Source organism: Mycobacterium sp. NGS48 (assembly GCF_059812585.1).
In genome coordinates this window covers 147,193-169,297 of record NZ_JCALCY010000005.1, presented here as the reverse complement: position 1 = coordinate 169,297, position 22,105 = coordinate 147,193, and the positions used below count along the sequence as shown (strand labels likewise).

The window sequence follows — 22,105 nt, the reverse complement described above, 5'->3', positions numbered from 1 at the left end:
AGAGCGGAAATCGGTGCGTGCGACGAGGCGATCGTGACGTTACGTCACCTCGTTGCGGTGGCGGCCCAGCTCGAAGTCGGGCTCCCCGTCGCGGCTCGCCTGGCGCCCGGCGTCGACCCGGCGCATTCTGACGTCGGTGGGTTCGTCGAGCTGTCTGCTGCGCCACCGATTCCGGATTTCCTGCGTCGCGTGTTTGATCCGGTCGATCTCGCTGCGGACATCGTCGGGCCTTGTCTCCTGACTCGCTACCTGGAAATAGGTCAGCACGCAGCGCAGCAACTCGAGCTTCTGCTTTTCGCGCTTGGCCAGGTCGTGCGTCGTCATCAGGTCGATCCGCTGCACCGGGGGCAGCGTGCCCCAATCCAGGACAATCTTCGTTTCGATCGGTTTGCGTCGCCGCGCTTTGAATTTGCGCCACCGCCCGCTCGGCGCCGGGCTGTCGTAGTAGGTGGCAGTGCCGGCGAACCGCGAAGCTATCGCGCCACCCAATTGATGCCGGTCGAGCGCGGAATCCCAGACGGTGCGCCATTCCTGGCCTGGGGCCAGCTCCGGCAGCTCCTCTGGCAGGTGGAGTTCGGTGATGTCGACCATGCCCTCGTAAGCGCTTTCATACTCGGCCACGGTGGGCGGGTGGCTGAATTGGAACTGGACGTCGTATGCCGTTCGCTGACCGAAATTTCGGACTACCAACTCCACCAGGTGCCAGTCGGCCGCATGGGGCTCCATGAACATGGTGACTTGCGGGCGGTTGTCTTCGAAGCTCAACCTCCGCAGGCGAGACAGGTGGTATCGCACATAGATCAGCGCAACAAGCGCGATTGCGGCCATCACCCAGAGAGCCACGCCCAGCCACGCGGTGGCCCCGAGGCTCGCCAGGTCATGCCATCGGTCGTTAACCCACCCCACCGGATCCACCTTCCGCCGACATGCCCGCTCGGCCCCCGCCCTGCTCGCTGGACGTATCGCCACCAGTACGGCGCCGGCTGCCGACTCGCTGCATCATAAGTGAATTCTACGCACCAGTTAAATTCGCATCTGCGCCGCGATTTGGTGGTTTAGCGAAAGAACCGCAGCTGCCGCCACTCCTTCGGATTCAACGTTTGTCGTCTCCCATGTCGGCGCAAAAATTGCCAAATGATCCCGTCGCCACTTCGCGTCGCGTGGTGCGGGCCGTCGCGCAACCGACGGCTAACCGCGGCCGGGCCGGCCTGAGTTGCCGCACCTGGATTCGGGCGGCGAATTCTTCTTCTTCGATGGTGTCCCCGAGGAATGAGGCAGGCTAAGCGTGATGAGCAGACACGACGAGCCCGGCGAGGGCGAGGAAACGGTGCCCCGACACGCAGGCCGGCGCCCACCGCAACCCGTTGGCGACGACGGCGAATCAACGGCGTTCATGTCGCGGCACCCCGGTGGCGCAGGTCCCCACGCGCCGGGTGGCTGGCCGGTACCGCCGTCGCCGGTGCCCCCACCTTCTGTCCCGGCACCGCCGGTGGCGGCCGGTTGGCAGGATGCCGGCCCGGTGCCGCCGCCAGCTGCACACTGGGGCAGTCCCCACATGCCGCCGGGTGGTCCCCCGCCCTGGTATCCGCCCCCCACACCGTTAGCGGGCGCAGCCGGGCCGGCGCGACCGCGAACAGGTTTGCGGTGGTGGATCGTCGGGGCTGCGGCTGCTATCGCGGCTGTCCTCGTTACCGCGGTGGTGATGACCCGTAACGGCGATGGTTCCAACTCTCCGGCTACTCACGCATCGTCTTCCTCGCGGCCGACCGCCGCGGGGACGGCGCCACCGAGGCTGCCGGCGCGGCCCTCGCCTACGAAGCGCCCGCCGTCGCCCGCCGCTCCAGTTGACGTGGCGGCGTTGCCGGGTCTGCTGTCCTCGCCGGAGGAGATCGGCCAATTGGTCGACAATGACACGATGGAGCCCAGCGCGGTCGAAAAGGCACCGGCCGCGGGACTGTCAGTGACACCGGCCCACTGCGCCGGCGCGGTCGCGCCGGTGACTGAGGCGACCTACTCAGGGTCGGGGTACTCGGGATTAGCGGGGCAAGCGTTAAATGCGACGACAGCCCGGGTGATCCAGGGCGTCGTCTCGTTCGCTGATGCGGACTTCGCGAAGTTCTTCTACGACACGCAACTCACCCTCTGGCGGGGCTGCCAGGACACCGACGTCACGGTGGCCTACTCCGGCGGTGACAAGACCGATCAGGTGCATCTTGGTGCTGTAGCCGAATCAGCGGGCATGGCCGACCTCTCGATTGTGCCGTCGGCAGCAACCACGAATCGCCAGTGCCAGCGCGCTTTGACCGTCCGCAACAATGTGGTCGTCGACGTTCGGGTCTGCTCGCCAAATCTTCGCGACGCCGGAGTGACGCTGGCCCGCAGCATCGCCCAGCGCGTCCGGGGATAGCGCCGATCGATTCCCCTTAACTGCTACTGAGGGCGGGCACGAACTTGGCGTCGAGGTACTGGGTAGCCAGATAGCCCCCGGGATCGGCCAGGGCCGCGACGGTGTCGGGGTCGTCGGCAATGACCATTCGTCCTCGGTAGGCCGCCAATTCGCGGGGTAGTCCGGCGGCTCCCCCGCCGCCGGCTGCGCGATCCGTGCGCACCACGACCAGATAGTCGGTGTTGATCAGGTAGAGCTTGCTGGGGTCGGTGACGGGCCGCTCCGAGTTGGTGTCATCGGGTTGGCGGCGCAGTGTGTCGCTGTAACGCAATCCCAGCGAGTCCAGGTAGTCGGCGGCGTTGGACGGAGTGAGTGTCTGGGTGACGCCGGAGTCTGAAATATTCACGATTGAAACGGTTTTCCCGACCAGATTCGCGTGCTGGTTTTTCAAATCAGTCTGTTGGGCGCTGACGATATTGATGAGCTGGGTGGCCTGCTCGTCGTGGCCGAGGATGCGGGCAACCCATTGCAGTTGGGTCTGCCAGTTCCACAGTTGATCATCTTGCGGCCGCGTGATCGTCGGAGCTATGGCGCTCAATCGTTGATAAGTGGCATCGTCGATGTTGCCGGTGGCGATGACGACATCGGGTTTGGCGGACTTGATCGCGTTGGTGTCGATGAATCCCAGCACCGGCGGTGAGCCGTTGACCTTGTCCTGTTCCCAGGACGGCAACGCCCCATTGGGGGTGACGATAGCTACGGGTTGCTCCCCCAACGCCAGTACGGCATCGGCGTCGCCAAACCCAACGGCAGCAACGGCTTTGGGTTGCTTGCTGATCTCGGTGCTGCCATGCGCGTGGGTAAAGGTCTGTGCCTGGTAGGTGGGCTTGGGGGCGGCGTGCGGCCACAGCAACACCGCGGCCACCGCGATAACGGCAATCAACGCACTCAGCGCCACCGGAAAAGCAAGCCGGCGCAGCCGATCTCGCCCTCTACCTCGTCTGGGTGGTGAGCCAATCGAGGGGCCGCCGAGTGGCAGCGGCGAGCCGGGAGGCATGTGGGCGGGCCCGCGGGTGGCGGGCCCTTGGGGACCGCTGAAGAAGCCGGTGGGATAACTCGCCTCGTGGTGAAATGCCGGTGGCGGTGGCGATGCGGGAGGCGATGCGGGACGTGGCTGCGGCCGAGTCGGGCCGGTTCGCGAGGTGGTCTGCCAAGCCTGGGTGGATCGCGGGATAACGGCCGTGCTGTCTTCGAGGGCCTGGGCTGCCGCCTCGGCAAGCTCGCCGGCTTTTTGATATCGCGCCGCGGGGTCTTTGGCCATCGCTTTGGCGATGACATCGTCGAGGGCAGCGGGCAGTTCGGGTATGAGATCAGTGACCTTCGGTGGTGGCTCGGAAAGGTGTGCGCCTGCCATTGCGGCTAGCCCGCCGGAGCGGCCGGCGTAGGGGTTTTTGTTAGTGAGGAGTCGGAACAAGCTGCAGCCCAACGAGTAGATATCAGCCCGGTGGTCAATGTCCATGCCGGTCAACGCTTCCGGCGAGGCGTAGGCAATCGACGCCATCACCATCCCGGTGGCGGTGAGGTGGGCTGACTCATCGAAGGCTCGCGCGATGCCGAAATCGGCGAGGAAGATGCGTTCATCGTCGGGGGCGAGTAGGAAGTTGGCCGGCTTGACGTCGCGGTGGATGATGCCGCGGCGGTGAGCATAGTCCAGGGCTTTGGCGACTTCGGCGACGATGTGGACTGCCCGCCGAGGGGTCATGGCTCCGGCGCGTAGTTCCCGGTCGGCGTCGGTGCCGGCCACGTATTGCATGGAGATCCACAATTGGCCGGCGTCGGTTTCACCGCGGGAGTAGACGGTGACGATGTTGGGATGATCAAGGGTGGCGGCCAAATCGGCCTCGCGAAGAAATCGTGCGCGAAATTGCGGGTCGCGAGAGTACTCAACGCTAAGAACTTTTAGGGCGTCGCTGCGCGGCAACACCGAGTTGGCGGCCTTGTAGACCGTACCCATCCCACCTGACCCTAGTTCCGTCTCGATCGTGTAGCCGGCGATGGTCAGCCCTTCGCTGAATACCATTGGCCGCCTCTACTTTCCGACCAGGAGGAGGTATTGGGCTGCCACCTGTTGGTGCGCGTCACGAAGTTGAGCAGAGGTGACTTCGACCGCGTAACGGCCCGCGGCCGCAGCGCAGTAGTAGGACTGGTTGCCGCCGAATTGCAGGCAGTGGCTGGCTTTCAGGTTGGGCACCGGGTCGGCGGCTTTGCCCATGGGCTGGGCTTCGGTGTAGAGCGCATTGGCCAGCGCCGTGGCGGCCGCAGGGTCACGGGTTTGATAAACCCAATCCAGGGGGCTGACGGCGGCGTCCATACCGGCGTCGGCAAATGCTTTGGCCGAACCCAGCGGGTCGTACTGTAGGTGTGCGGCCGCGCGCGGGCCCCACGTACCGTTGGACAGCACGTTGGCGTCTTTATCGGCTATGGGTAGCGCCTTCGCCAATACGCCGCTGGGATCTCTTGGCAGGTCGGCGAATTGGGCCGGATCAGTCGGCTCGAATCTGTCGATCAGCGGCCCTTGTAAGTCCAGGGCAGTACCTACTAGCGCCGCGGCGGCTTCGGCGGCGTCGGTGGTTTCGACCCGCTGGTAGAGGACATAGGGGCCGCGCGCGGTGAAAGATTTCACCGTGCTCCATTGTTGGCCATCCGAGCGGGGCGCGGTGTAGCTGGTGGCGGTGGCGTCAGGATGGACGGGGATCGGCAGCACCGCCGCTGGTGTCGGTGTCGGCAGGGCAAGCGCTGCAGCATTCATGTCAGTGGCCGCGGCACCGGCCACGTCGGGGTCGGCCATGCGGATGACCGCGTTGTAGAGGACCGTGTGGTTGGTGTCCTCACGGGCCACGACAAAACCGTTGACGTAGTTGTGTTGGCCGCAGGCCTGAGCGATCTCGTCCGGCATGATCTCGGCGAGGGCGCCGGGATCAGACTTGAGCACCATCGCCCCTGGAGAAAACCCGAATGCGTGGCCAGTGACGATGGCCGCGTCGACGTCAGAGGGGTCGATCACGAATTCGGCCATCCGCTGCGCTTCAAGGATCGCCCCGGATGAGGGGCTGCCGGCCACTCCTAATGGCGGGCGCGGGGTGGTGGGGTAGTTGCCGGGGTCGAGCAGAGAAACGTCGATCGCGCCGGGAGGCGGGCCGCCGGGAGCGCGTATGGCCGCCCCGTCCACGACGGTGGTACAGCCCCCGACCGACAGGCATACAGCGGCCGCGGCGCCGGCCCGGCGGATGATGTTGTTCGGCATTGGGCAGACCTCAACGTCCTACGGCAACCTGGCTAAGAGTCGCTGCAGGCCGGCGTTGTGTGGCTCAGGTAGCGCAGCGCCGGTCCCGGCTGTGCGGATGTCATTGGAAATAGGGTCGACGAGGTCGGCGGCATCCTCGACCGTCAATTCCGTCGGCTGTCATCGCCACATCCTAAACCGTGGTGGCGCTACAACTGGCGGCTAGATCGAACCTGGCTGAAATTGCGACCGGACGCTATGTAGTTGTCAACGCGGTCAACGGCGCCAGTGCACTGGTCCGGCCCACAGCGGGCGTTCTTCAGGATGCGTCGCGGAGCGTGTGCGGCGGTAGGTAAGCGGGATCGTCAGTGGCGGTTGGCGTTTCGGCGTCGCGACACTAGGGCGGCCGACGAGGTCGTCACCTGGGCGTTGCGGCTCGGAACGCAATAGGTGGTAAGCGGCCAGAACCTGCTGCAGCTGTCTCTCTGGGCCGGCGGTGGAAGCACCGGTGTGACGGGTGTCAGGGTGAAGCGTACGCAACTTCGCCCGAAACGCATGGACGATCTTAACTGGGGTGGCTGTGGGCGTCACACCCAGCACGGCATAGGGGTCTAAGTCTGTCGGCATACGTACCATCATGGCCAGCGCGCAAATCGGCGTCGTTGCGTCAACAAACGCTTTTGCGGTTGCGTTGGACGTGTCAAAAGGCATCACGAATGTCCCGCAGCGAGACCCGCTGCCAGGGAGAGCGCAGGTTCGGCAGCGGGCCCCGCCGGGGTATGCGATAACGCGCTCAACGGCCCACTCGCATCGGGGATGCGCCACGTCGGGTGGCGGTGCGCGCACAGGCTTAGAGCTGTGTCGGGCGCGGAGAGTTAGTGATCATTCAGCTGAGGACGGCGCGCGAGTCGTTATCCGCTCATGAGTGTTGCCCAGCGCATCACCTCCTACTGCTCAATTTGCGACGTCGGTTTCGGCTGCGGCACGGAGGAGACCGCTGCGTGGGCCGTACTCGCCGGCCGCGCCACCGTGCAGCGCGCCGGTGTCTGCGGTAGGGCTGCAGCGCCCTACCACGCCATCGAGGCTCGCCGGTGAGAAGGTCAAACCGCGGAGGGCGGGGCCGGGCAGCGGGCATTTCGGCACGATCCGTGGTGAAGTACTTGTTCGGTGCGGCGTCGAGCAGGCGCATCCATTCAGCGCGCACGATGCTCTCCGCCTCGTCCAGCACAACCTCGATCCGCGTGTCGGTAGTCATCGTTTTTACCTCCTTCACGTGAGGCAGCCGCCGCCCGGCCCCTGCGGTTAAGCGTTGATGGCCCGCTCCTCGTGACTACTCGCGATCTTGATGCGGCGAGGCTTGGCCTTCTCGGCAACTGGGACGGTCAGCCGCAACACGCCGTCTTGATAGCTGGCCTCGATCTGGTCCGCATCGAGGTTGTCACCCAAGAACAACTGGCGGCTAAATACGCCACGCGGCCGTTCCGCCGATACCATCTCCCGGTTCTGGTCCAGGCCGGCGCGTTCGGCGTGCACGGTCAGCACATTGCGTTCAACGTCGAGGTCCAGGGAGTCTTCCTTCACTCCCGGCAGGTCGAACTCGACGATGAATTTATCGCCCTCACGCCAAGCGTCCATGGGCATGACCGCCGGCCGTGCCGCGGTGCCCAAGACTTGCTGGGTCCAGCGGTCGAGATCACGGAACGGATCGGTACGCATCAACATCATCTCCACCTCCCAAATTGTGAGCAGATCACCTGTGTGATCTGGTATAGATTTGTATATAGCACCCATGGTAGGTTTGTGCAAGAGTGAGTTTTTAAGTGAGTTGGAGCGCCGCATTGACTGAGGAGACGACCGCCCGATCCGGGCGCGGGGTGTACAGCATCTCGGTAGCCGCCGAGTTGTCTGGTATCGGCGAGCAGACGCTGCGACTATACGAAAAGCGTGGACTGCTCACTCCTGCGCGAACCGCTGGCGGGACGCGTCGCTACAGCGATGACGACCTCGCGCGCCTACGGCGGATCAGCGAGTTGGTTGCAATCGGAGTTAACGTGACCGGCGTCGGCGAGATCCTCGGGCTCGAAGCAAGCAACGCTCGGCTGGAGTCCGACAAAGCTCAACTGCAATCCGACAACGCGCAGCTGGCCTCCGATAATGCTCGCCTGGAGTCCAATAACGCCCAGTTGGACTCCGACAACGCCCGACTCGCTTCGGGTCACCGCGTCGATATGGCGCCTCGATACCGACCGCAAGCACGGGAAAGGGAGGGACATGATGAAGACTGACGAATTCGCACCGACCCACGATGTGCCGGAGGCAGACCTTGCCGAGCAGCAGATTTCCGTCGATGGAACAGACGAGGCCGCGGGGTTGGATCCGGACTATTTAAAGAATGCCCTGAGCGTGGAGGCCGACCTGGCTGATCTCTTCGATCAAGCTGTCTGCGTTCCACTCCCAGAGGACGACTACGAGATCGACTCGTGACAGGTAGCTGGCTTTGGTCGAGTAGCGAAGCGTGATTGTCAGGGGCGGCGGGCGGCAATCCGAACCGGTTCTTCGAACTCGGCGCGGTGGCCGCCCAGGCCGCTTCGGCCCCGACACGCTCACCACCACCCGCGCCACTCACCAACTGTTGGCGCAACCAACAAAAACCCCGGCCGATGGCCGGGGCGATGTGTCACCGATGACGCGACTCATGTGTCACCAATGACTCGACTCATCACACGGTGGGCGAAGGGGGACTTGAACCCCCACGTCCCGAAGGACACTGGCACCTGAAGCCAGCGCGTCTGCCATTCCGCCACTCGCCCTGAACGACCGGTGGAGCCTACCACTGTAATAGTCAGCCGCCCCAACCGTCCTGATGCCCCGACAAGGCCGGTCGCTGGCGGACGGCGGCACTTAAGCGCTCGCTGACCTGCGCCGACACGATTCTCAGAGATCTGACGGTGCCGCAGCGTCGCGGTGGACCGATACCATGATTAGACGAAGACGATGATGCGATACGCGCGATGGTCATCGTCTCCTGCGGCAGCGGCATATTAAGGACAAGCGAGGCAGGCGCTGGACATGAACAGCCAAAAGGGGCTAGTTCAACGAATCGAGCGCAAACTCGAATCCACCGTCGGTGATGCGTTTGCGCGGGTATTCGGCGGGTCGATCGTCCCGCAAGAGGTTGAAGCCATGTTGCGCCGTGAAGCAGCCGACGGTATTCGCTCACTTCAGGGCAATCGCCTTTTGGCTCCGAACGAATACATCATTACCCTCGGTATGCACGACTACGAGAAAGTGGGCGCCGACCCGGATCTCACGTCGGACACCTTCGCTAAGCATTTAACGGGATACATCGGCGAACAGGGATGGCAAACGTATGGTGATGTGGTTGTCCGGTTCGAGAAATCAGCGAACCTCCACACCGGACAGTTCCGCGCCCGCGGCGCGGTCAACCCCGATGTGGAACCCCGCCCGACTGCTAGTGAGTTCGCCCCGCCACAATCAGATCATGCGTTTAGCGCAGAACCAGGAGTACCAATGACTGAGAATTCGAGCTATCGCGGCGGCCAGGGGCAGGGGCGGCCCGGTGACGACTACTACGACGACCGCTACGGCCAGCAGCAGGACGACCCCCGTGGCGGCCAGGATCCCCGTGGCCCTTATCCACCGGAATCTGGCGGCTACCCGGATCAGCGTGGCTATCCGCCCAGGCAACCTGACCAGGGCGGCTACCCCGACCAAGGCGGTCCCCAAGATCAAGGCGGCTACCAAGAACAGCGCGGCTACCAAGGCCAGGGCGGCTACCCCGACCAAGGCGGCTACCAAGGCCAGGGCGGCTACCCCGACCAAGGCGGCTACCAAGGCCAGGGCGGCTACCCCGACCAAGGCGGCTACCAAGAGCAGCGCGGCTACCAAGACCAAGGCCAGGGCTACCAAGGCCAAGGCGGCTACCCGGAGCAGGGCGGCTATCCACCCTCTTACGAACAGCGTCCGGCCGGCGGCTATGGCGGCGGCCAAGGCTACGACGCCGGTTACCGCCAGGGGGGCGGTGGCTATGGGCAGCCTGGCGGCCAAGATTACGGCGACTACGGCGATTACGGACGCGGGCCGGCTCGTCACGACGAAGGCGGCTACGGCCAGCCCGACCAGCGGGCGGCCTACCCCGATCAGGGCGGTGGCTACGAGCAGGGCTACCAGGGCGGCCCTGGATATGGCCGGCAAGACTACGGCCAGCCCGATTACGGGGGCTATGGCGACGCCGGTTCCGCCGGCGGGGGCTACGCGCCATCGGGTGGCGGATACGGTGAGCCCGCGGGCCGTGACTATGACTACGGTCAGGCGGGTAGTTACGGCGGCTACGGGCAGGGTGGCTACGGGTCCTCCGGCACCGCGGTCACACTGCAGCTCGACGATGGTAGCGGCCGCACCTACCAGCTCCGCGAAGGCGCCAACATCGTGGGCCGTGGCCAGGACGCCCAGTTCCGCCTACCCGACACCGGCGTGTCACGTCGGCATCTGGAAATTCGCTGGGATGGCCAGGTCGCATTGCTCTCGGATCTCAACTCCACCAACGGCACCACCGTCAACAACGCGCCGGTGCAGGAGTGGCAGTTGGCCGATGGCGATGTAATTCGGCTGGGCCATTCCGAGATCGTCGTCCATATCCACTGAGCGCGTAGCCCGGGCGAAGCAATCCAGCTTCGCCCACGTCGAGCGCGGTCCAAGTATCGTGACGTTGCTGATGTGCTCGGCATCGCGGCGCGAAGTGCGCGGCGCCAGGACGGAGAGGACGCCAGATGCAGGGTCTAGTACTGCAGCTGACGCGCGCCGGGTTTTTGATGCTGCTCTGGCTGTTCATCTGGTCGGTGCTGCGGATCCTGCGGACGGACATTTACGCGCCGACCGGCGCCGTCATGGTGCGACGGGGCTTGGCGCTACGCGGCACCCTGTTGCCCTCGCGACAGCGTGGGCACGCCGCCCGCTACCTGGTGGTGACCGAAGGGGCGCTGGTGGGTGCGCGTATCACGTTGAGCGGACAGCCGGTGTTGATCGGACGCGCAGACGACTCCACCCTGGTGCTCACCGATGACTACGCTTCGACGCGGCACGCGCGGCTATCGCAGCGAGGCGCGGAATGGTACGTCGAGGATTTAGGATCGACCAATGGTACTTACCTTGACAGGGTGAAGGTGACGACGGCGGTACGGGTTCCCAATGGCACGCCGGTTCGAATCGGCAAAACGGTGATCGAGTTGCGCCCGTGACCCTGTTCTTCCGCTATGCGGCTCGCAGCGATGTCGGCCTGGTGCGCTCCAACAACGAAGATTCGGTCTATGCCGGCGCGCGGCTGCTGGCACTGGCCGACGGCATGGGCGGTCACGCCGCCGGTGAAGTGGCGTCCCAGTTGGTGATCGCTGCACTGGCCCACTTGGACGACGATGAGCCCGGCGGCGATCTGCTGGCCAAGCTCGACTCAGCAGTGCGGTCCGGTAACTCGGCCATCGCCGCCCAAGTAGAAATGGAGCCCGATCTCGAGGGCATGGGCACCACGCTGACGGCAATCCTGTTCGCGGGCAACCGTCTTGGGTTAGTGCACATCGGCGATTCACGTGGTTACATGCTGCGCGACGGCGAGCTGACCCAGATCACCAAAGACGACACCTTTGTCCAGACCTTGGTCGACGAGGGGCGCATCACCCGCGAAGAGGCGCACAGCCACCCGCAGCGGTCGCTGATCATGCGCGCGTTGACCGGTCACGAGGTCGAGCCCACACTGACCATGCGCGAGGCGCGCGCAGGCGACCGCTACTTACTGTGCTCGGACGGACTCTCCGACCCAGTCAGCGAGGAGACCATTCTCGAGGCGCTGAAGATCTCCGACGTCACCGACAGCGCTGACCGCCTCATCGAACTCGCCCTGCGCGGCGGCGGCCCGGACAACGTGACTGTGGTGGTCGCCGACGTCGTCGACTCCGACTACGGCCCGACCCAGCCAATTATCGCCGGCGCGGTATCGGGAGAAGAAGACCAGCTGACGCGGCCCAACACCGCAGCAGGTCGGGCATCGGCCATCAGCCCGCGCAAAAGCGTCGTGAAACGCGTTCTGCCACAAGCGGATGCATTCATTCGTCCGCGTCGGTCGCGGCGACGGATGGCGATCGGCGTGACGTTGGTGGTGCTGCTGATCCTTTCGGCGCTGGCCATCGGCCGCCAGGTCGTCTACAGCAACTACTACGTCGCCGCCTACAACGACGAGGTGACGATCATGCGCGGCGTCCAAAGTTCGATACTCGGCTTTCCGCTGCATAAACCGTACCTGGTCGGTTGCCTCAATAGTCGCAACGAACTGTCGCAGATCAGCTACGGCCAGTCCAAAACCAATCTCAACTGCCACCCCATAAAGCTGTCCGACCTGCGCCCGTCGGAGCGCGCACAGGTCGCGGCGGGTTTACCGGCGGGGACTTTGGACAACGCCATCGCGCAGCTTCACCAATTGCAGGCGGGCTCGTTGCTACCGCCGTGCCCACCGGGGCACGCCACGTCGTCGCCGTCCCCGACATCGCAGGTCCCGCCGACCACTAGTAGTCGAACAACAGCGACGGGTGCACCGCCACACAGCACGTCGGGCCCGAACGAAACCTCGGAGGGCCCGTCGCCCTCGTCTACCGCACCCGCGGTGACCGCACTTCCGCCGCCGCCATTTGAGCCAGGAACCACGTGCCGGGCAGTTGCATGACCCGTGCCGACGATGCAGAGGGCTCGGGGAACCCCAGCTTGAGGGGGGACGATGCGGAGGAGCGGCGCAAATTGAGCACAGCGCCGCAACCGGCGGTTGCAGTGACTCCACCGCTGCCGACTCGGCGCAATGCCGAATTGGTGTTGCTGTGCTTCGCCACCGTCATCACCGCGGCGGCACTGGCCATCGTGGAAGCCAACCAGGACCGTGGATTGCGTTGGGACCTCGTCACTTACGCCGCGGCCTTCCTGGCGCTTTTCGTAGGCGCGCACGCCACCATCCGGCGCTATGCGCCCTACGCGGATCCGCTGCTGCTGCCGGTGGTGGCACTGCTCAACGGGTTGGGTCTAGTGATGATTCATCGACTGGACCTCTCCCACGTGGGCGGCGGTGCCGGCCCCAGCGCCAACCAGCAGATGTTGTGGACGTTGGTGGGCGTCGTCGCGTTCGCGGTCGTGATGGGCTGGCTGAAAGATCATCGACAGCTCGCGCGATACGGCTACATCTGCGGGCTGAGTGGCCTGGTGCTGTTAGCAATTCCCGCCCTGCTGCCACGGTCGTTTTCCGAACAGAACGGCGCCAAAATTTGGATCCGGTTGCCGGGCTTCTCGATTCAGCCGGCTGAATTCTCTAAGCTCCTGCTGCTCGTCTTCTTTTCGGCGGTGCTGGTCGCCAAGCGCGGTCTGTTCACCAGCGCCGGCAAGCATTTCGCGGGCCTGGACCTGCCGCGGCCGCGCGACCTGGCGCCACTTTTGGCGGCGTGGGTGATTTCGGTCGGTGTGATGATCTTCGAAAAGGACCTGGGGACTTCGCTGCTGCTATATGCGTCGTTTCTGGTGGTGGTTTACCTTGCCACCCAGCGGTTCAGTTGGGTGATCATCGGCCTGGCTTTGTTTTCGCTCGGAAGCGTTGCCGCGTACTTCGCTTTCGATCACGTCCGGGTGCGCGTCCAGACGTGGCTGGACCCGTTCGCCGACCCCGAAGGCAGCGGCTATCAGATGGTGCAGTCGCTGTTCAGTTTTGCCACCGGTGGCATCTTCGGCACGGGGCTGGGTAACGGCCAGCCCGACGCCGTGCCGGCGGCGTCAACCGATTTCATCGTCGCCGCCTTCGGCGAAGAGCTTGGATTGGTGGGGCTGGCGGGCATTTTGATGCTCTACACAATCGTCATCATCCGCGGAATGCGCACCGCAATCGCGGTGCGTGACAGCTTCGGAAAACTTCTGGCCGCGGGTCTGTCCTCGACCTTGGCCATCCAACTGTTCATCGTCGTCGGCGGCGTCACCAAACTCATTCCGCTGACCGGACTGACCACGCCCTGGATGTCGTATGGCGGCTCGTCACTGCTGGCCAACTACATGCTGCTGGCCATTCTGGCCCGCACATCGCATGCGGCACGGCGTCCGTTCCGCACCAGCGCGCGCAACCCGTCGCCGATCGCGGCGGCCAGCACCGAGGTGATCGAGCGGGTATGAACGCCTCCCTACGGCGAATCTCGGTAACCGTGATGGCGTTGATCGTGTTGCTGCTGGTCAACGCCACGGTCACCCAGGTGTTCACCGCCGACGGGCTGCGCGCGGACCCGCGCAACCAGCGTGTGCTTCTGGACGAGTACTCCCGCCAGCGCGGCCAAATCACCGCCGGAGGTCAACTGCTGGCCTACTCGGTGGCCACCGACAACCGCTTCCGTTTTCTGCGCGTGTACCCCGATCCCGCGGTTTACGCACCGGTGACCGGCTTCTACTCGCTGCGCTATTCCAGTACCGGGCTGGAACGGGCCGAAGACCCGCTGCTCAACGGGTCGGACCAACGGCTGTTCGGTCGTCGGTTAGCCGATTTCTTCACCGGCCGCGATCCTCGCGGCGGCAACGTCGACACCACCATCAACCCGCGCGTCCAACAGGCGGCGTGGGACGCCATGCAGCAGGGTTGCAGCGGGCCGTGTCGGGGCGCGGTCGTCGCGCTCGAACCCGCCACCGGCAAAATTTTGGCGCTGGTGTCCTCGCCGTCCTACGATCCCAACCTGCTGGCGTCGCACAACGCCGAGGAGCAATCGCGCGCCTGGCAGCGGTTGCGCGACAACCCCGACTCCCCGCTGACCAACCGCGCCATCGCCGAGACGTATCCACCGGGCTCCACATTCAAGGTGATCACCACCGCAGCCGCGCTGCAGGCCGGCACCACCGAGGACGACCAGCTGACCGCGGCACCCAAGATTCCGTTACCCGACAGCACTGCGACGCTGGAGAACTACGGCGGTGCCCCGTGCGGAGACGAACCCACGGTCTCGCTGCGCGAAGCTTTCGCCCGGTCCTGCAACACCGCGTTCGTCCAGCTGGGCATGCTCACCGGCGCCGACGCCCTGCGCAGTACCGCGCAGTCGTTCGGTCTGGACACCGCCCCCGATCCCATCCCGTTACAGGTCGCACAATCCACTGTCGGCCCGATCCCGGATACCGCCGCGCTGGGGATGTCGAGCATCGGACAGAAGGACGTTGCGCTGACCCCGCTGGAAAATGCGTTGGTGGCCGCGACCATCGCGAACGCCGGGGTCACGATGATGCCTTACCTCGTCGACAGCCTCAAGGGGCCCGATCTGGCTAATATCAGCAGCACCGCTCCCCGCGAGCAGCGCCGTGCGGTGTCGCCGCAGGTCGCGGCTAAGCTAACAGAGTTGATGGTCGGCGCCGAGCAATTCACACAGCAGAAAGGGGCCATCCCCGGCGTGCAGATCGCATCCAAGACCGGTACCGCAGAGCACGGCACCGACCCGCGCAACACTCCGCCGCACGCGTGGTACATCGCTTTCGCGCCCGCGCAGACACCGAAGGTGGCTGTTGCGGTGCTGGTGGAGGACAGCGCCGACCGGTTGTCCGCGACCGGCGGTGCGCTTGCTGCACCGATCGGGCGGGCCGTGATCGAGGCCGCGCTGCAGGGAGGACCATGAGCCCGCGAGTAGGTGTGACGCTGTCTGGCCGCTACCGGCTGCAGCGCCTCATCGCCACTGGTGGTATGGGCCAGGTGTGGGAGGCGGTGGACAGTCGGCTGGGTCGACGCGTCGCGGTCAAGGTCCTCAAGAGCGAGTTCTCGTCCGACCCGGAGTTCATCGAGCGGTTCCGCGCCGAGGCGCGCACGACGGCGATGCTCAATCACCCCGGCATCGCCAGCGTGCACGATTACGGCGAAACCCAGATGAACGGCGAAGGCCGCACCGCCTATCTGGTGATGGAGCTGGTCAACGGTGAGCCGCTCAACTCAGTCCTCAAGCGGATGGGCAAACTGTCGTTGCGCCACGCGCTGGATCTGCTCGAGCAGACCGGTCGCGCGCTTCAGATTGCGCACGCCGCCGGCCTGGTGCACCGCGACGTCAAGCCCGGAAACATCCTGATCACCCCGACCGGTCAGGTGAAGATCACCGACTTCGGTATCGCCAAGGCCGTCGATGCGGCGCCGGTGACCCAGACCGGCATGGTGATGGGCACCGCCCAATACATCGCCCCCGAGCAGGCCCTCGGCCACGACGCCACCCCGGCCAGCGACGTCTATTCGCTGGGAGTTGTTGGCTACGAATCTGTTTCGGGTAAGCGGCCATTCACCGGCGACGGCGCACTGACGGTGGCGATGAAGCACATCAAAGAGCCGCCGCCGCCGCTGCCCACCGATGTTCCGCCCAATGTGCGTGAGCTCATCGAGATCACGCTGGTCAAAAATCCCGGGATGCGTTACCGCAGCGGGGGACCGTTCGCCGACGCGGTCGCCGCGGTGCGCGCCGGCCGTCGGCCGCCGCGGCCCAACCAGGGTTCGTCCTCGGGCCGGGCCACCCCTTCCGCCATACCGTCGGGAGCCCAGGCCAGGGCGGCTGCGAATCCGACCGGTCGGGCTCCAGCGGCTCGCCGGTCGCGGCCCACCACCGGCGGTCATCGCCCGCCGCCGCAGCGACGCACCTTCTCGTCCGGCCAGCGTGCGCTGCTGTGGGCGGCCGGAGTATTAGGGGCGTTGGCGATCATCATTGCGGTACTGATCGTCATCAACTCGCACGACGACACCCAGCCGCAACCGTCAGCCCCGACCGTGACGGACACCGGCACGCCAAGCAACACCTCGACGAGCGCGGGCATGGCTGCTGTACAGCTGTCCAATTGGACGGATCATGGGGGAGCGGGTCATGCTGGACGTCAGAACGAGCAGCCCTGGGCTGTCGTGCCGACGCATCTCCAGCAGGCGTCGCCGGCCCGACACGAGACAACGGTATGACCACTCCGCAGCATTTGTCCGACCGCTACGAGCTTGGGGAAATCCTCGGCTTCGGCGGGATGTCCGAGGTGCACCATGCGCATGACACCCGGTTGCACCGTGACGTGGCGGTCAAAGTGCTGCGCGCCGACCTTGCCCGCGACCCGAGCTTCTATCTGCGTTTCCGGCGCGAAGCGCAGAACGCAGCCGCACTGAACCACCCCGCCATCGTCGCGGTATACGACACCGGCGAGGCCGAGACACCCGCCGGGCCGCTGCCCTACATCGTGATGGAGTACGTCAACGGGGTCACGCTGCGCGACATCGTGCATACTGACGGACCGATGCCGCCCAAGCGGGCCATCGAGGTCATCGCCGACGCTTGCCAGGCGCTGAACTTTTCTCACCAGCACGGCATCATCCACCGCGACGTCAAGCCGGCGAACATCATGATCAGCACCACGAACGCGGTCAAGGTGATGGATTTCGGCATCGCTCGGGCGATCGCCGACAGCGGCAATAGCGTCACCCAGACCGCGGCGGTAATCGGCACCGCACAGTACTTGTCGCCGGAACAGGCCCGGGGCGATTCGGTCGACGCTCGGTCCGACGTCTATTCGCTGGGTTGCGTGCTCTACGAAATCCTCACCGGCGAGCCACCTTTCGTCGGTGACTCACCGGTTGCGGTCGCGTACCAGCATGTCCGCGAGGATCCTGTTCCGCCGTCGCAACGGCATGATGGTGTCTCCGCCGAATTGGACGCCGTCGTGCTCAAGGCGCTGGCTAAAAACCCCGACAACCGCTACCAGACCGCCGCGGAGATGCGCGCCGACCTGGTTCGGGTGCACAACGGTGAGCAGCCCGAGGCACCGAAGGTGCTCACCGACGCCGAGCGGAATTCGTTTTTGGCATCGCCGCATCCCAGTGATCCGGTGGGCTCCCACACCGATCCGCTGCCCCGCCAGCCACTCGACTTCGGCCGGGACCGCGGTGGCGGGTCGGTGGGCCGCTGGCTCATCGCGGTCGCGGTATTGGCGGTGTTGACCGTGCTCGTCACCATCGCCATCAACACGTTCGGCAACAGCACGCGCAACGTTCAGGTGCCCGACGTGCGGGGGCAGGCGTCGGCCGATGCGATCGCCGCGTTGCAAAACAAGGGCTTCAAGACGCGCACGCAGCAGAAACCCGACTCGACCGTGCCACCTGACCACGTGATCGGCACCGACCCGGGAGCCGACTCCTCGGTGGGGGCCGGCGACGAGATCACCCTCAGTGTCTCCACCGGGCCCGAGCAGCGTGAGGTGCCCGACGTTTCGTCGCTGAGCTACGCGTCGGCGGTGAAGAAGCTGAAAGCCGCCGGGTTCGGCCGCTTCAAGCAGGTTCAGTCGGCCTCGCCTCCGGACATGAAGGACCGGGTCATCGGGACGATTCCGTCGGCCAACCAGACCTCGGCGATCACCAACGAGATCTCGATCATCGTGGGGTCCGGTCCGTCCACCAAGCAGATCCCTGCTGTCTCCGGCCAGACCGTCGAGCTCGCCCAGAAGAACCTCAACGTCTACGGCTTCACCAAGTTCGCCGAAGCGTCGGTCGACAGCCCCCGCCCGGCCGGTGAGGTAGTGGGGACGAAACCGTCCGCCGGGGAGACCGTGCCCGTGGACTCGGTGATTGAACTGCAAGTGTCGAAGGGCAACCAGTTCGTGATGCCCGATGTCCGCGGCATGTTCTGGACCGACGCCGAACCGCGGCTGCGTGCCCTGGGGTGGACGGGAATGCTCGACAAACCCGCCGACGTCGACGCCGGCGGCAACAACCACAACAAGATCGTCTACCAGAGTCCGTCAGCGGGGGAGGGGACCAATAAGGACGGCAACATCACGCTGACGTTCGGGCAGTAGCCGCACCGCGACCGAAACTGTCCAAGACCTCGTTCTCCAACCGGCGCACCAGGGCGTCGTCCCGGGGGTGCCCGCAGTAGGCCAGCCAGTTGGCCAACATTCGATGCCCGCCCTCGGTGAGGATCGACTCCGGATGGAACTGCACCCCGTGGATGGGCAGGGCCGTGTGCCGCACCCCCATGATCACGCCGCTGCGGGTGCGCGCGGTCACCTCGAGCTCGGTTGGCAAGGTTTCCGGCAGGATCGTCAATGAGTGGTATCGAGTAGCCGTGAACGGGTCTGGAAGACCCTGCAGCACACCGGTATTCGTGTGGAAAACGTTGCTGGTCTTGCCGTGCAGCAATTCGGGTGCCCGATCGACGCTGGCGCCGAACGCCACGCCGATCGCCTGGTGGCCCAGACATACCCCCAGCAGTGCGGTGTGCGCCGCGGCGCACGCGCGGACCAAGTCGATCGACGCCCCGGCACGTTCCGGTGTGCCCGGACCTGGGCTCAGCAGTACGCCGTCGAACCGATCGGCGATCGCGGTCGGGTCGGCCAGTTGCGCATCATCGTTGCGCCACACCGCAGCCTCGACGCCGAGTTGCCCGAGGTACTGCACCAGGTTGAACACGAAGCTGTCGTAGTTGTCGACGACCAAGATCCGCATCGCATCAGGCTACCGCCCGCCCGATTGCCCAGCTCAGTAGCTCACCGGACCGGCCGGCTGGGCGACGCGCATGCGGACCGGCTCACTGTGTCCGGCGATCCGCACGTCGGGCATGACCGCTTCGGTGTAGCCGAGACCGAACCGCACCACATACTGCTTGTAAAGAGTCACCAGGGGAGCGCCCGCCAGCGCGGCCTGCATGGCCGCGGCATCGCCGATGGCAGTGACGGTGTACGGCGGGCTGTAGGTACGTCCATTGAGCAGCAAGGTGTTCCCGACACAACGTGGCGCCGACGTCGCGATGATGCGCTGGTCTTGCATCTGGATCGCCTCAGCGCCCGCGCTCCACAACGCATTGAGCACGGCCTGGATGTCTTGTTGATGTACGACGAGGTCGTCGGGGGAGGCGTCGCGGGGGAACCGGCCATTGGCGTCGCGCTGCGCATCGGTGAGCGTCACCACCAGTCCTGGGCCGTGCACCGGGTCCAGACCGGCGTCACCAGCCAACTCGGCAGAGCGGCGCAGCATCGCCGCCAGCGCGCTATCGGACGACCGCCCGTGGGTGGAGTCGACGGTGGTGGCCAGCCGGTCGCGTTCGTTGCTGAGCGCGTCGACTCCGGCCTGCGCGTCGCGGACCATGTCGACCAGCCGCGGTGCGTCGCTGCGCCGGATCTCATTGCCGTTGGACACGCCGTGGGTGGCGCCGAGCAGCAATCCGGCGAGCAGGCACACCAGCGGGACGCCGACACGCCACGGCGAGCGGCGGGCGGTCTGGTTGACCATCGGCTCTCCGTTCGCTGTGCTGACGTGGGTTAGTCTCGTAGCCGAACAATGCTTGCAGCGGCCCGCCCCTATCGTTGCACCGCCCCTACTGTCCTGAGGTACCGATGCCCAAGTCCAAGGTCCGCAAGAAGAACGACTTCGCGGTCAGCGCGGTAAGCCGTACACCGGTCAAGGTCAAGGCTGGGCCGTCCAGCGTGTGGTTCGTCGCATTGTTCGTCGGCTTGATGTTGATCGGGTTGATCTGGCTGATGGTCTTTCAACTGGCAGCAACGGGTCCCAGTGCGCCGGCGATGCTCGACTGGATGGCAGAGCTCGGTCCGTGGAACTACGCGGTCGCCTTTGCTTTCATGATCACCGGATTGTTACTGACCATGCGGTGGCGGTAGCGATCCTGGCCCACATAATGAATTCAACTGCGCGATGGGTCGTTACTGGGCTAGCGACGTCGCGCTTACTCAATCACACGGATGTGATTCATCCCCATTGTTGATAGCGCTTGTGGATAACCGCATCGACAGTGGTAGGAGTGTTGGGAACCCCATGCAGCAAACTCAATGGGCGCCGCCTGTGAACGGAATCGCTGGTTGCGGGCTCGCTGGCCTCGTGATGGCTACCCTGTGTGTGACTCTGGTCACAGACCTGCCAGGCCGGATACTGACTGGTGCGGCGGCCATCGGGTTGATCGTGTTTGCGTGGATGTCGTGGCGCGCGCGGCCGAAGCTGGCAATTACGCCCGACGGTCTCCTGGTTCGTGGCTGGTGGCGAACGCAACTATTGCGACGCCCCGATATCAAGGTCGTCCGGATTACCGAGTTCCGTCGGATCGGCCGCAAGATGCGGCTGCTCGAGATCGACGGCGCCGACGACCAACTGGTGATTTTCTCGCGCTGGGACCTGGGCACCGACCCGTTGGACGTGCTCGACGCGCTTACCGCCGCCGGCTACGCCGGCTCCTGATACGGCTCGGTCAGGAAATCGTGACCGACTCGATGACGACGGCTTCGGTGGGCCGGTCGCTGTGGTCGGTGGGGGTGGTGGCGATCGCGTCGACGACCTTTTGCGACTCGGGGTCGACCACCTCGCCGAAGATGGTGTGGCGCCGGTTCAGGTGCGGGGTCTGACCCACCGTGATGAAAAACTGTGATCCGTTGGTGCCCGGGCCCGCGTTGGCCATCGCCAGCAGGTAGGGCTTGTCGAACTGTAATTCCGGGTGGAATTCGTCGGCGAACTTGTAGCCGGGCCCGCCGCGACCCGTGCCGCTCGGGTCGCCGCCCTGGATCATGAATCCGCTGATCACCCGGTGGAAGACGGCGCCGTCGTAAAACGGGCCGGAACTGCCGCCCGAGGCGTTCTCGGTCGAATAATCCTTGGTGCCCTGCGCCAGGCCCACAAAGTTGGCAACGGTTTTGGGAGCGTGGTTTCCGAACAACGCGATCTTGATATCGCCGCGGTTGGTGTGCAGTGTGGCAGTGGCGGTCTGAATTGGGCTGGTAGTCACGGCATCACAGTCTGCCATCATCGGTACCGGTGTCCGTCATCCGGTCTCGCTATCGCGCAGGCCTGCGCGCATCGGGCCCGCTGCGCTCCCGATAGTGGCAGGGTGGGAGGTCGGTGCGTTCGGCAACGGTCGGCGGAAAGGTGGCAGATGAGCGCGAAGACGAAGGCCCGGTTGACCCCGCGGCAGCGACTGAACCGGGGTCTGACGTACTCGGCGGTGGGTCCCGTGGACGTTACGCGCGGCCTCGTCGGGTTGGGTGTTCACTCCGCGCAGGCAGGCGCGTCCAGCTTGCGCCGGCGGTACCAGGAGGGCCGGCTGGCCCACGACCTGCAGTCGGCGCAGGAGACGATCGCGCAAGAGCTGGCCGCCGCCCAAGAGGTCGTCAGCGGGTTACCGCAGGCGTTGCAGGAGGCCCGCCGGGCCCAGCGCCGCAGCAGGCGCCCGTGGGTGGTTGCCGGAGTCGCAGTGCTGGCCCTCGCGGGCGGTGCGGTCGCATTCTCGGTCGTGCGCCGTTCGTCGCGTCCGGAACCATCGCCGCTGCCGCCCAGCGTCGACGTGCAACCACGGCCGTAAATGCTGTGGAGCCTGGCCGAGGCCGCTCGTTGGATTGAGCGATTTAGACATCTGTAGAGCTCCATGACTGGC

Annotated in this window: 22 protein-coding genes and 1 tRNA gene; 14 read left to right on the top strand and 9 right to left on the bottom strand. The window is 65.3% G+C overall.

Translation table 11 applies throughout. The annotated features are described in order from the left end of the window. Positions 1 to 39: 39 nt before the first annotated feature. Complete coding sequence (locus AC5Y42_RS11980; protein WP_499898331.1) at positions 40 to 906, bottom strand: DUF8453 domain-containing protein; 867 nt, start codon at positions 904 to 906, stop codon at positions 40 to 42. A 382-nt stretch (positions 907 to 1,288) separates the two neighbouring features. Between AC5Y42_RS11980 and AC5Y42_RS11975 the strand changes: the two genes are divergently transcribed. Then, entirely contained in the window at positions 1,289 to 2,407 is a 1,119-nt protein-coding gene (locus AC5Y42_RS11975; RefSeq protein WP_499898329.1) for a sensor domain-containing protein, read from the top strand. Between the two features lie 16 nt (positions 2,408 to 2,423). Here AC5Y42_RS11975 and AC5Y42_RS11970 read toward each other — a convergent pair whose 3' ends face one another. From AC5Y42_RS11970 to AC5Y42_RS11960, 3 genes are all read right to left on the bottom strand, one after another. Further along, complete coding sequence (locus AC5Y42_RS11970) at positions 2,424 to 4,466, bottom strand: serine/threonine-protein kinase (protein WP_499898328.1); 2,043 nt, start codon at positions 4,464 to 4,466, stop codon at positions 2,424 to 2,426. Positions 4,467 to 4,475: 9 nt separating this feature from the next. Continuing rightward, positions 4,476 to 5,690, bottom strand: coding sequence for a DUF7373 family lipoprotein (locus AC5Y42_RS11965; protein ID WP_499898326.1), 1,215 nt, complete (start codon positions 5,688 to 5,690; stop codon positions 4,476 to 4,478). 255 nt (positions 5,691 to 5,945) lie between these two features. Beyond that, positions 5,946 to 6,296 (bottom strand): J domain-containing protein, encoded by a 351-nt coding sequence (locus AC5Y42_RS11960; RefSeq protein WP_499898655.1) that lies wholly within the window; start codon positions 6,294 to 6,296, stop codon positions 5,946 to 5,948. Between the two features lie 294 nt (positions 6,297 to 6,590). Here AC5Y42_RS11960 and AC5Y42_RS11955 point away from each other — a divergent pair, with 294 nt between their 5' ends. Continuing rightward, positions 6,591 to 6,764, top strand: coding sequence for a hypothetical protein (locus AC5Y42_RS11955; RefSeq protein ID WP_499898325.1), 174 nt, complete (start codon positions 6,591 to 6,593; stop codon positions 6,762 to 6,764). A gap of 207 nt (positions 6,765 to 6,971) precedes the next feature. Here AC5Y42_RS11955 and AC5Y42_RS11950 read toward each other — a convergent pair whose 3' ends face one another. Next, entirely contained in the window at positions 6,972 to 7,394 is a 423-nt protein-coding gene (locus AC5Y42_RS11950) for an Hsp20/alpha crystallin family protein (protein WP_499898654.1), read from the bottom strand. A gap of 113 nt (positions 7,395 to 7,507) precedes the next feature. Between AC5Y42_RS11950 and AC5Y42_RS11945 the strand changes: the two genes are divergently transcribed. Both AC5Y42_RS11945 and AC5Y42_RS11940 read left to right on the top strand, forming a co-directional pair. Then, positions 7,508 to 7,954, top strand: a complete 447-nt coding sequence (locus AC5Y42_RS11945) for a MerR family transcriptional regulator (protein WP_499898323.1) — start codon at positions 7,508 to 7,510, stop codon at positions 7,952 to 7,954. Continuing rightward, positions 7,944 to 8,153 carry an Rv3202a family protein gene (locus AC5Y42_RS11940; RefSeq protein ID WP_499898321.1) on the top strand — a complete coding sequence of 70 codons (210 nt, stop codon included), beginning with the start codon at positions 7,944 to 7,946 and terminating at the stop codon, positions 8,151 to 8,153. The genes AC5Y42_RS11945 and AC5Y42_RS11940 overlap by 11 nt, the downstream gene beginning before the upstream one ends. 243 nt (positions 8,154 to 8,396) lie before the next feature. On the opposite strand, the gene AC5Y42_RS11935 is transcribed toward AC5Y42_RS11940, so the two are convergent. Then, a tRNA-Leu gene (locus AC5Y42_RS11935) sits at positions 8,397 to 8,479 on the bottom strand. Positions 8,480 to 8,738: 259 nt separating this feature from the next. Here AC5Y42_RS11935 and AC5Y42_RS11930 point away from each other — a divergent pair. The 7 genes from AC5Y42_RS11930 (at position 8,739) to pknB (ending at position 18,530) form a co-directional block, all read left to right on the top strand. Next, on the top strand, positions 8,739 to 10,334 hold the full coding sequence (locus tag AC5Y42_RS11930; RefSeq protein ID WP_499898320.1) for an FHA domain-containing protein: 1,596 nt from the start codon (positions 8,739 to 8,741) through the stop codon (positions 10,332 to 10,334). Between the two features lie 125 nt (positions 10,335 to 10,459). Further along, positions 10,460 to 10,927 (top strand): FHA domain-containing protein FhaB/FipA, encoded by a 468-nt coding sequence (locus AC5Y42_RS11925; RefSeq protein WP_499898318.1) that lies wholly within the window; start codon positions 10,460 to 10,462, stop codon positions 10,925 to 10,927. After that, complete coding sequence (locus AC5Y42_RS11920; protein ID WP_499898317.1) at positions 10,924 to 12,399, top strand: PP2C family protein-serine/threonine phosphatase; 1,476 nt, start codon at positions 10,924 to 10,926, stop codon at positions 12,397 to 12,399. Before AC5Y42_RS11925 ends, AC5Y42_RS11920 begins: the two co-directional genes overlap by 4 nt. A 71-nt stretch (positions 12,400 to 12,470) precedes the next feature. Next, entirely contained in the window at positions 12,471 to 13,874 is a 1,404-nt protein-coding gene (locus AC5Y42_RS11915) for an FtsW/RodA/SpoVE family cell cycle protein (RefSeq protein ID WP_499898316.1), read from the top strand. Beyond that, positions 13,871 to 15,346 (top strand): D,D-transpeptidase PbpA, encoded by a 1,476-nt coding sequence (pbpA, locus tag AC5Y42_RS11910; RefSeq protein WP_499898315.1) that lies wholly within the window; start codon positions 13,871 to 13,873, stop codon positions 15,344 to 15,346. Before AC5Y42_RS11915 ends, pbpA begins: the two co-directional genes overlap by 4 nt. Further along, a complete protein-coding gene (locus AC5Y42_RS11905; RefSeq protein ID WP_499898314.1) occupies positions 15,343 to 16,653 on the top strand; it encodes a serine/threonine-protein kinase in 1,311 nt (436 codons plus the stop codon). The genes pbpA and AC5Y42_RS11905 overlap by 4 nt, the downstream gene beginning before the upstream one ends. After that, a complete protein-coding gene (gene pknB / locus AC5Y42_RS11900) occupies positions 16,650 to 18,530 on the top strand; it encodes a Stk1 family PASTA domain-containing Ser/Thr kinase (protein WP_499898313.1) in 1,881 nt (626 codons plus the stop codon). The genes AC5Y42_RS11905 and pknB overlap by 4 nt, the downstream gene beginning before the upstream one ends. Here the strand turns inward: pknB and AC5Y42_RS11895 are convergent. Continuing rightward, positions 18,508 to 19,179: an aminodeoxychorismate/anthranilate synthase component II gene (locus AC5Y42_RS11895; protein ID WP_499898312.1), complete on the bottom strand. Its 672-nt coding sequence runs from the start codon at positions 19,177 to 19,179 to the stop codon at positions 18,508 to 18,510. The genes pknB and AC5Y42_RS11895 overlap by 23 nt on opposite strands. Positions 19,180 to 19,212: 33 nt before the next feature. Then, a complete protein-coding gene (locus tag AC5Y42_RS11890; RefSeq protein WP_499898311.1) occupies positions 19,213 to 19,962 on the bottom strand; it encodes a DUF881 domain-containing protein in 750 nt (249 codons plus the stop codon). 104 nt (positions 19,963 to 20,066) lie between these two features. Here AC5Y42_RS11890 and crgA point away from each other — a divergent pair, with 104 nt between their 5' ends. Together crgA and AC5Y42_RS11880 are read left to right on the top strand one after the other, a co-directional pair. Next, positions 20,067 to 20,348 (top strand): cell division protein CrgA, encoded by a 282-nt coding sequence (gene crgA, locus AC5Y42_RS11885; RefSeq protein ID WP_065014546.1) that lies wholly within the window; start codon positions 20,067 to 20,069, stop codon positions 20,346 to 20,348. A 154-nt stretch (positions 20,349 to 20,502) separates the two neighbouring features. Continuing rightward, positions 20,503 to 20,919 (top strand): PH domain-containing protein, encoded by a 417-nt coding sequence (locus AC5Y42_RS11880; protein ID WP_499898653.1) that lies wholly within the window; start codon positions 20,503 to 20,505, stop codon positions 20,917 to 20,919. Positions 20,920 to 20,929: 10 nt separating this feature from the next. Here the strand turns inward: AC5Y42_RS11880 and AC5Y42_RS11875 are convergent, their stop codons facing one another. Further along, the gene (locus AC5Y42_RS11875) at positions 20,930 to 21,478 is read right to left on the bottom strand and encodes a peptidylprolyl isomerase (RefSeq protein WP_499889880.1); all 549 of its coding nucleotides are present in this window, start codon (positions 21,476 to 21,478) and stop codon (positions 20,930 to 20,932) included. A 129-nt stretch (positions 21,479 to 21,607) separates the two neighbouring features. Between AC5Y42_RS11875 and cwsA the strand changes: the two genes are divergently transcribed. Then, a complete protein-coding gene (cwsA, locus tag AC5Y42_RS11870; protein ID WP_499898310.1) occupies positions 21,608 to 22,033 on the top strand; it encodes a cell wall synthesis protein CwsA in 426 nt (141 codons plus the stop codon). Positions 22,034 to 22,105: the final 72 nt, after the last annotated feature.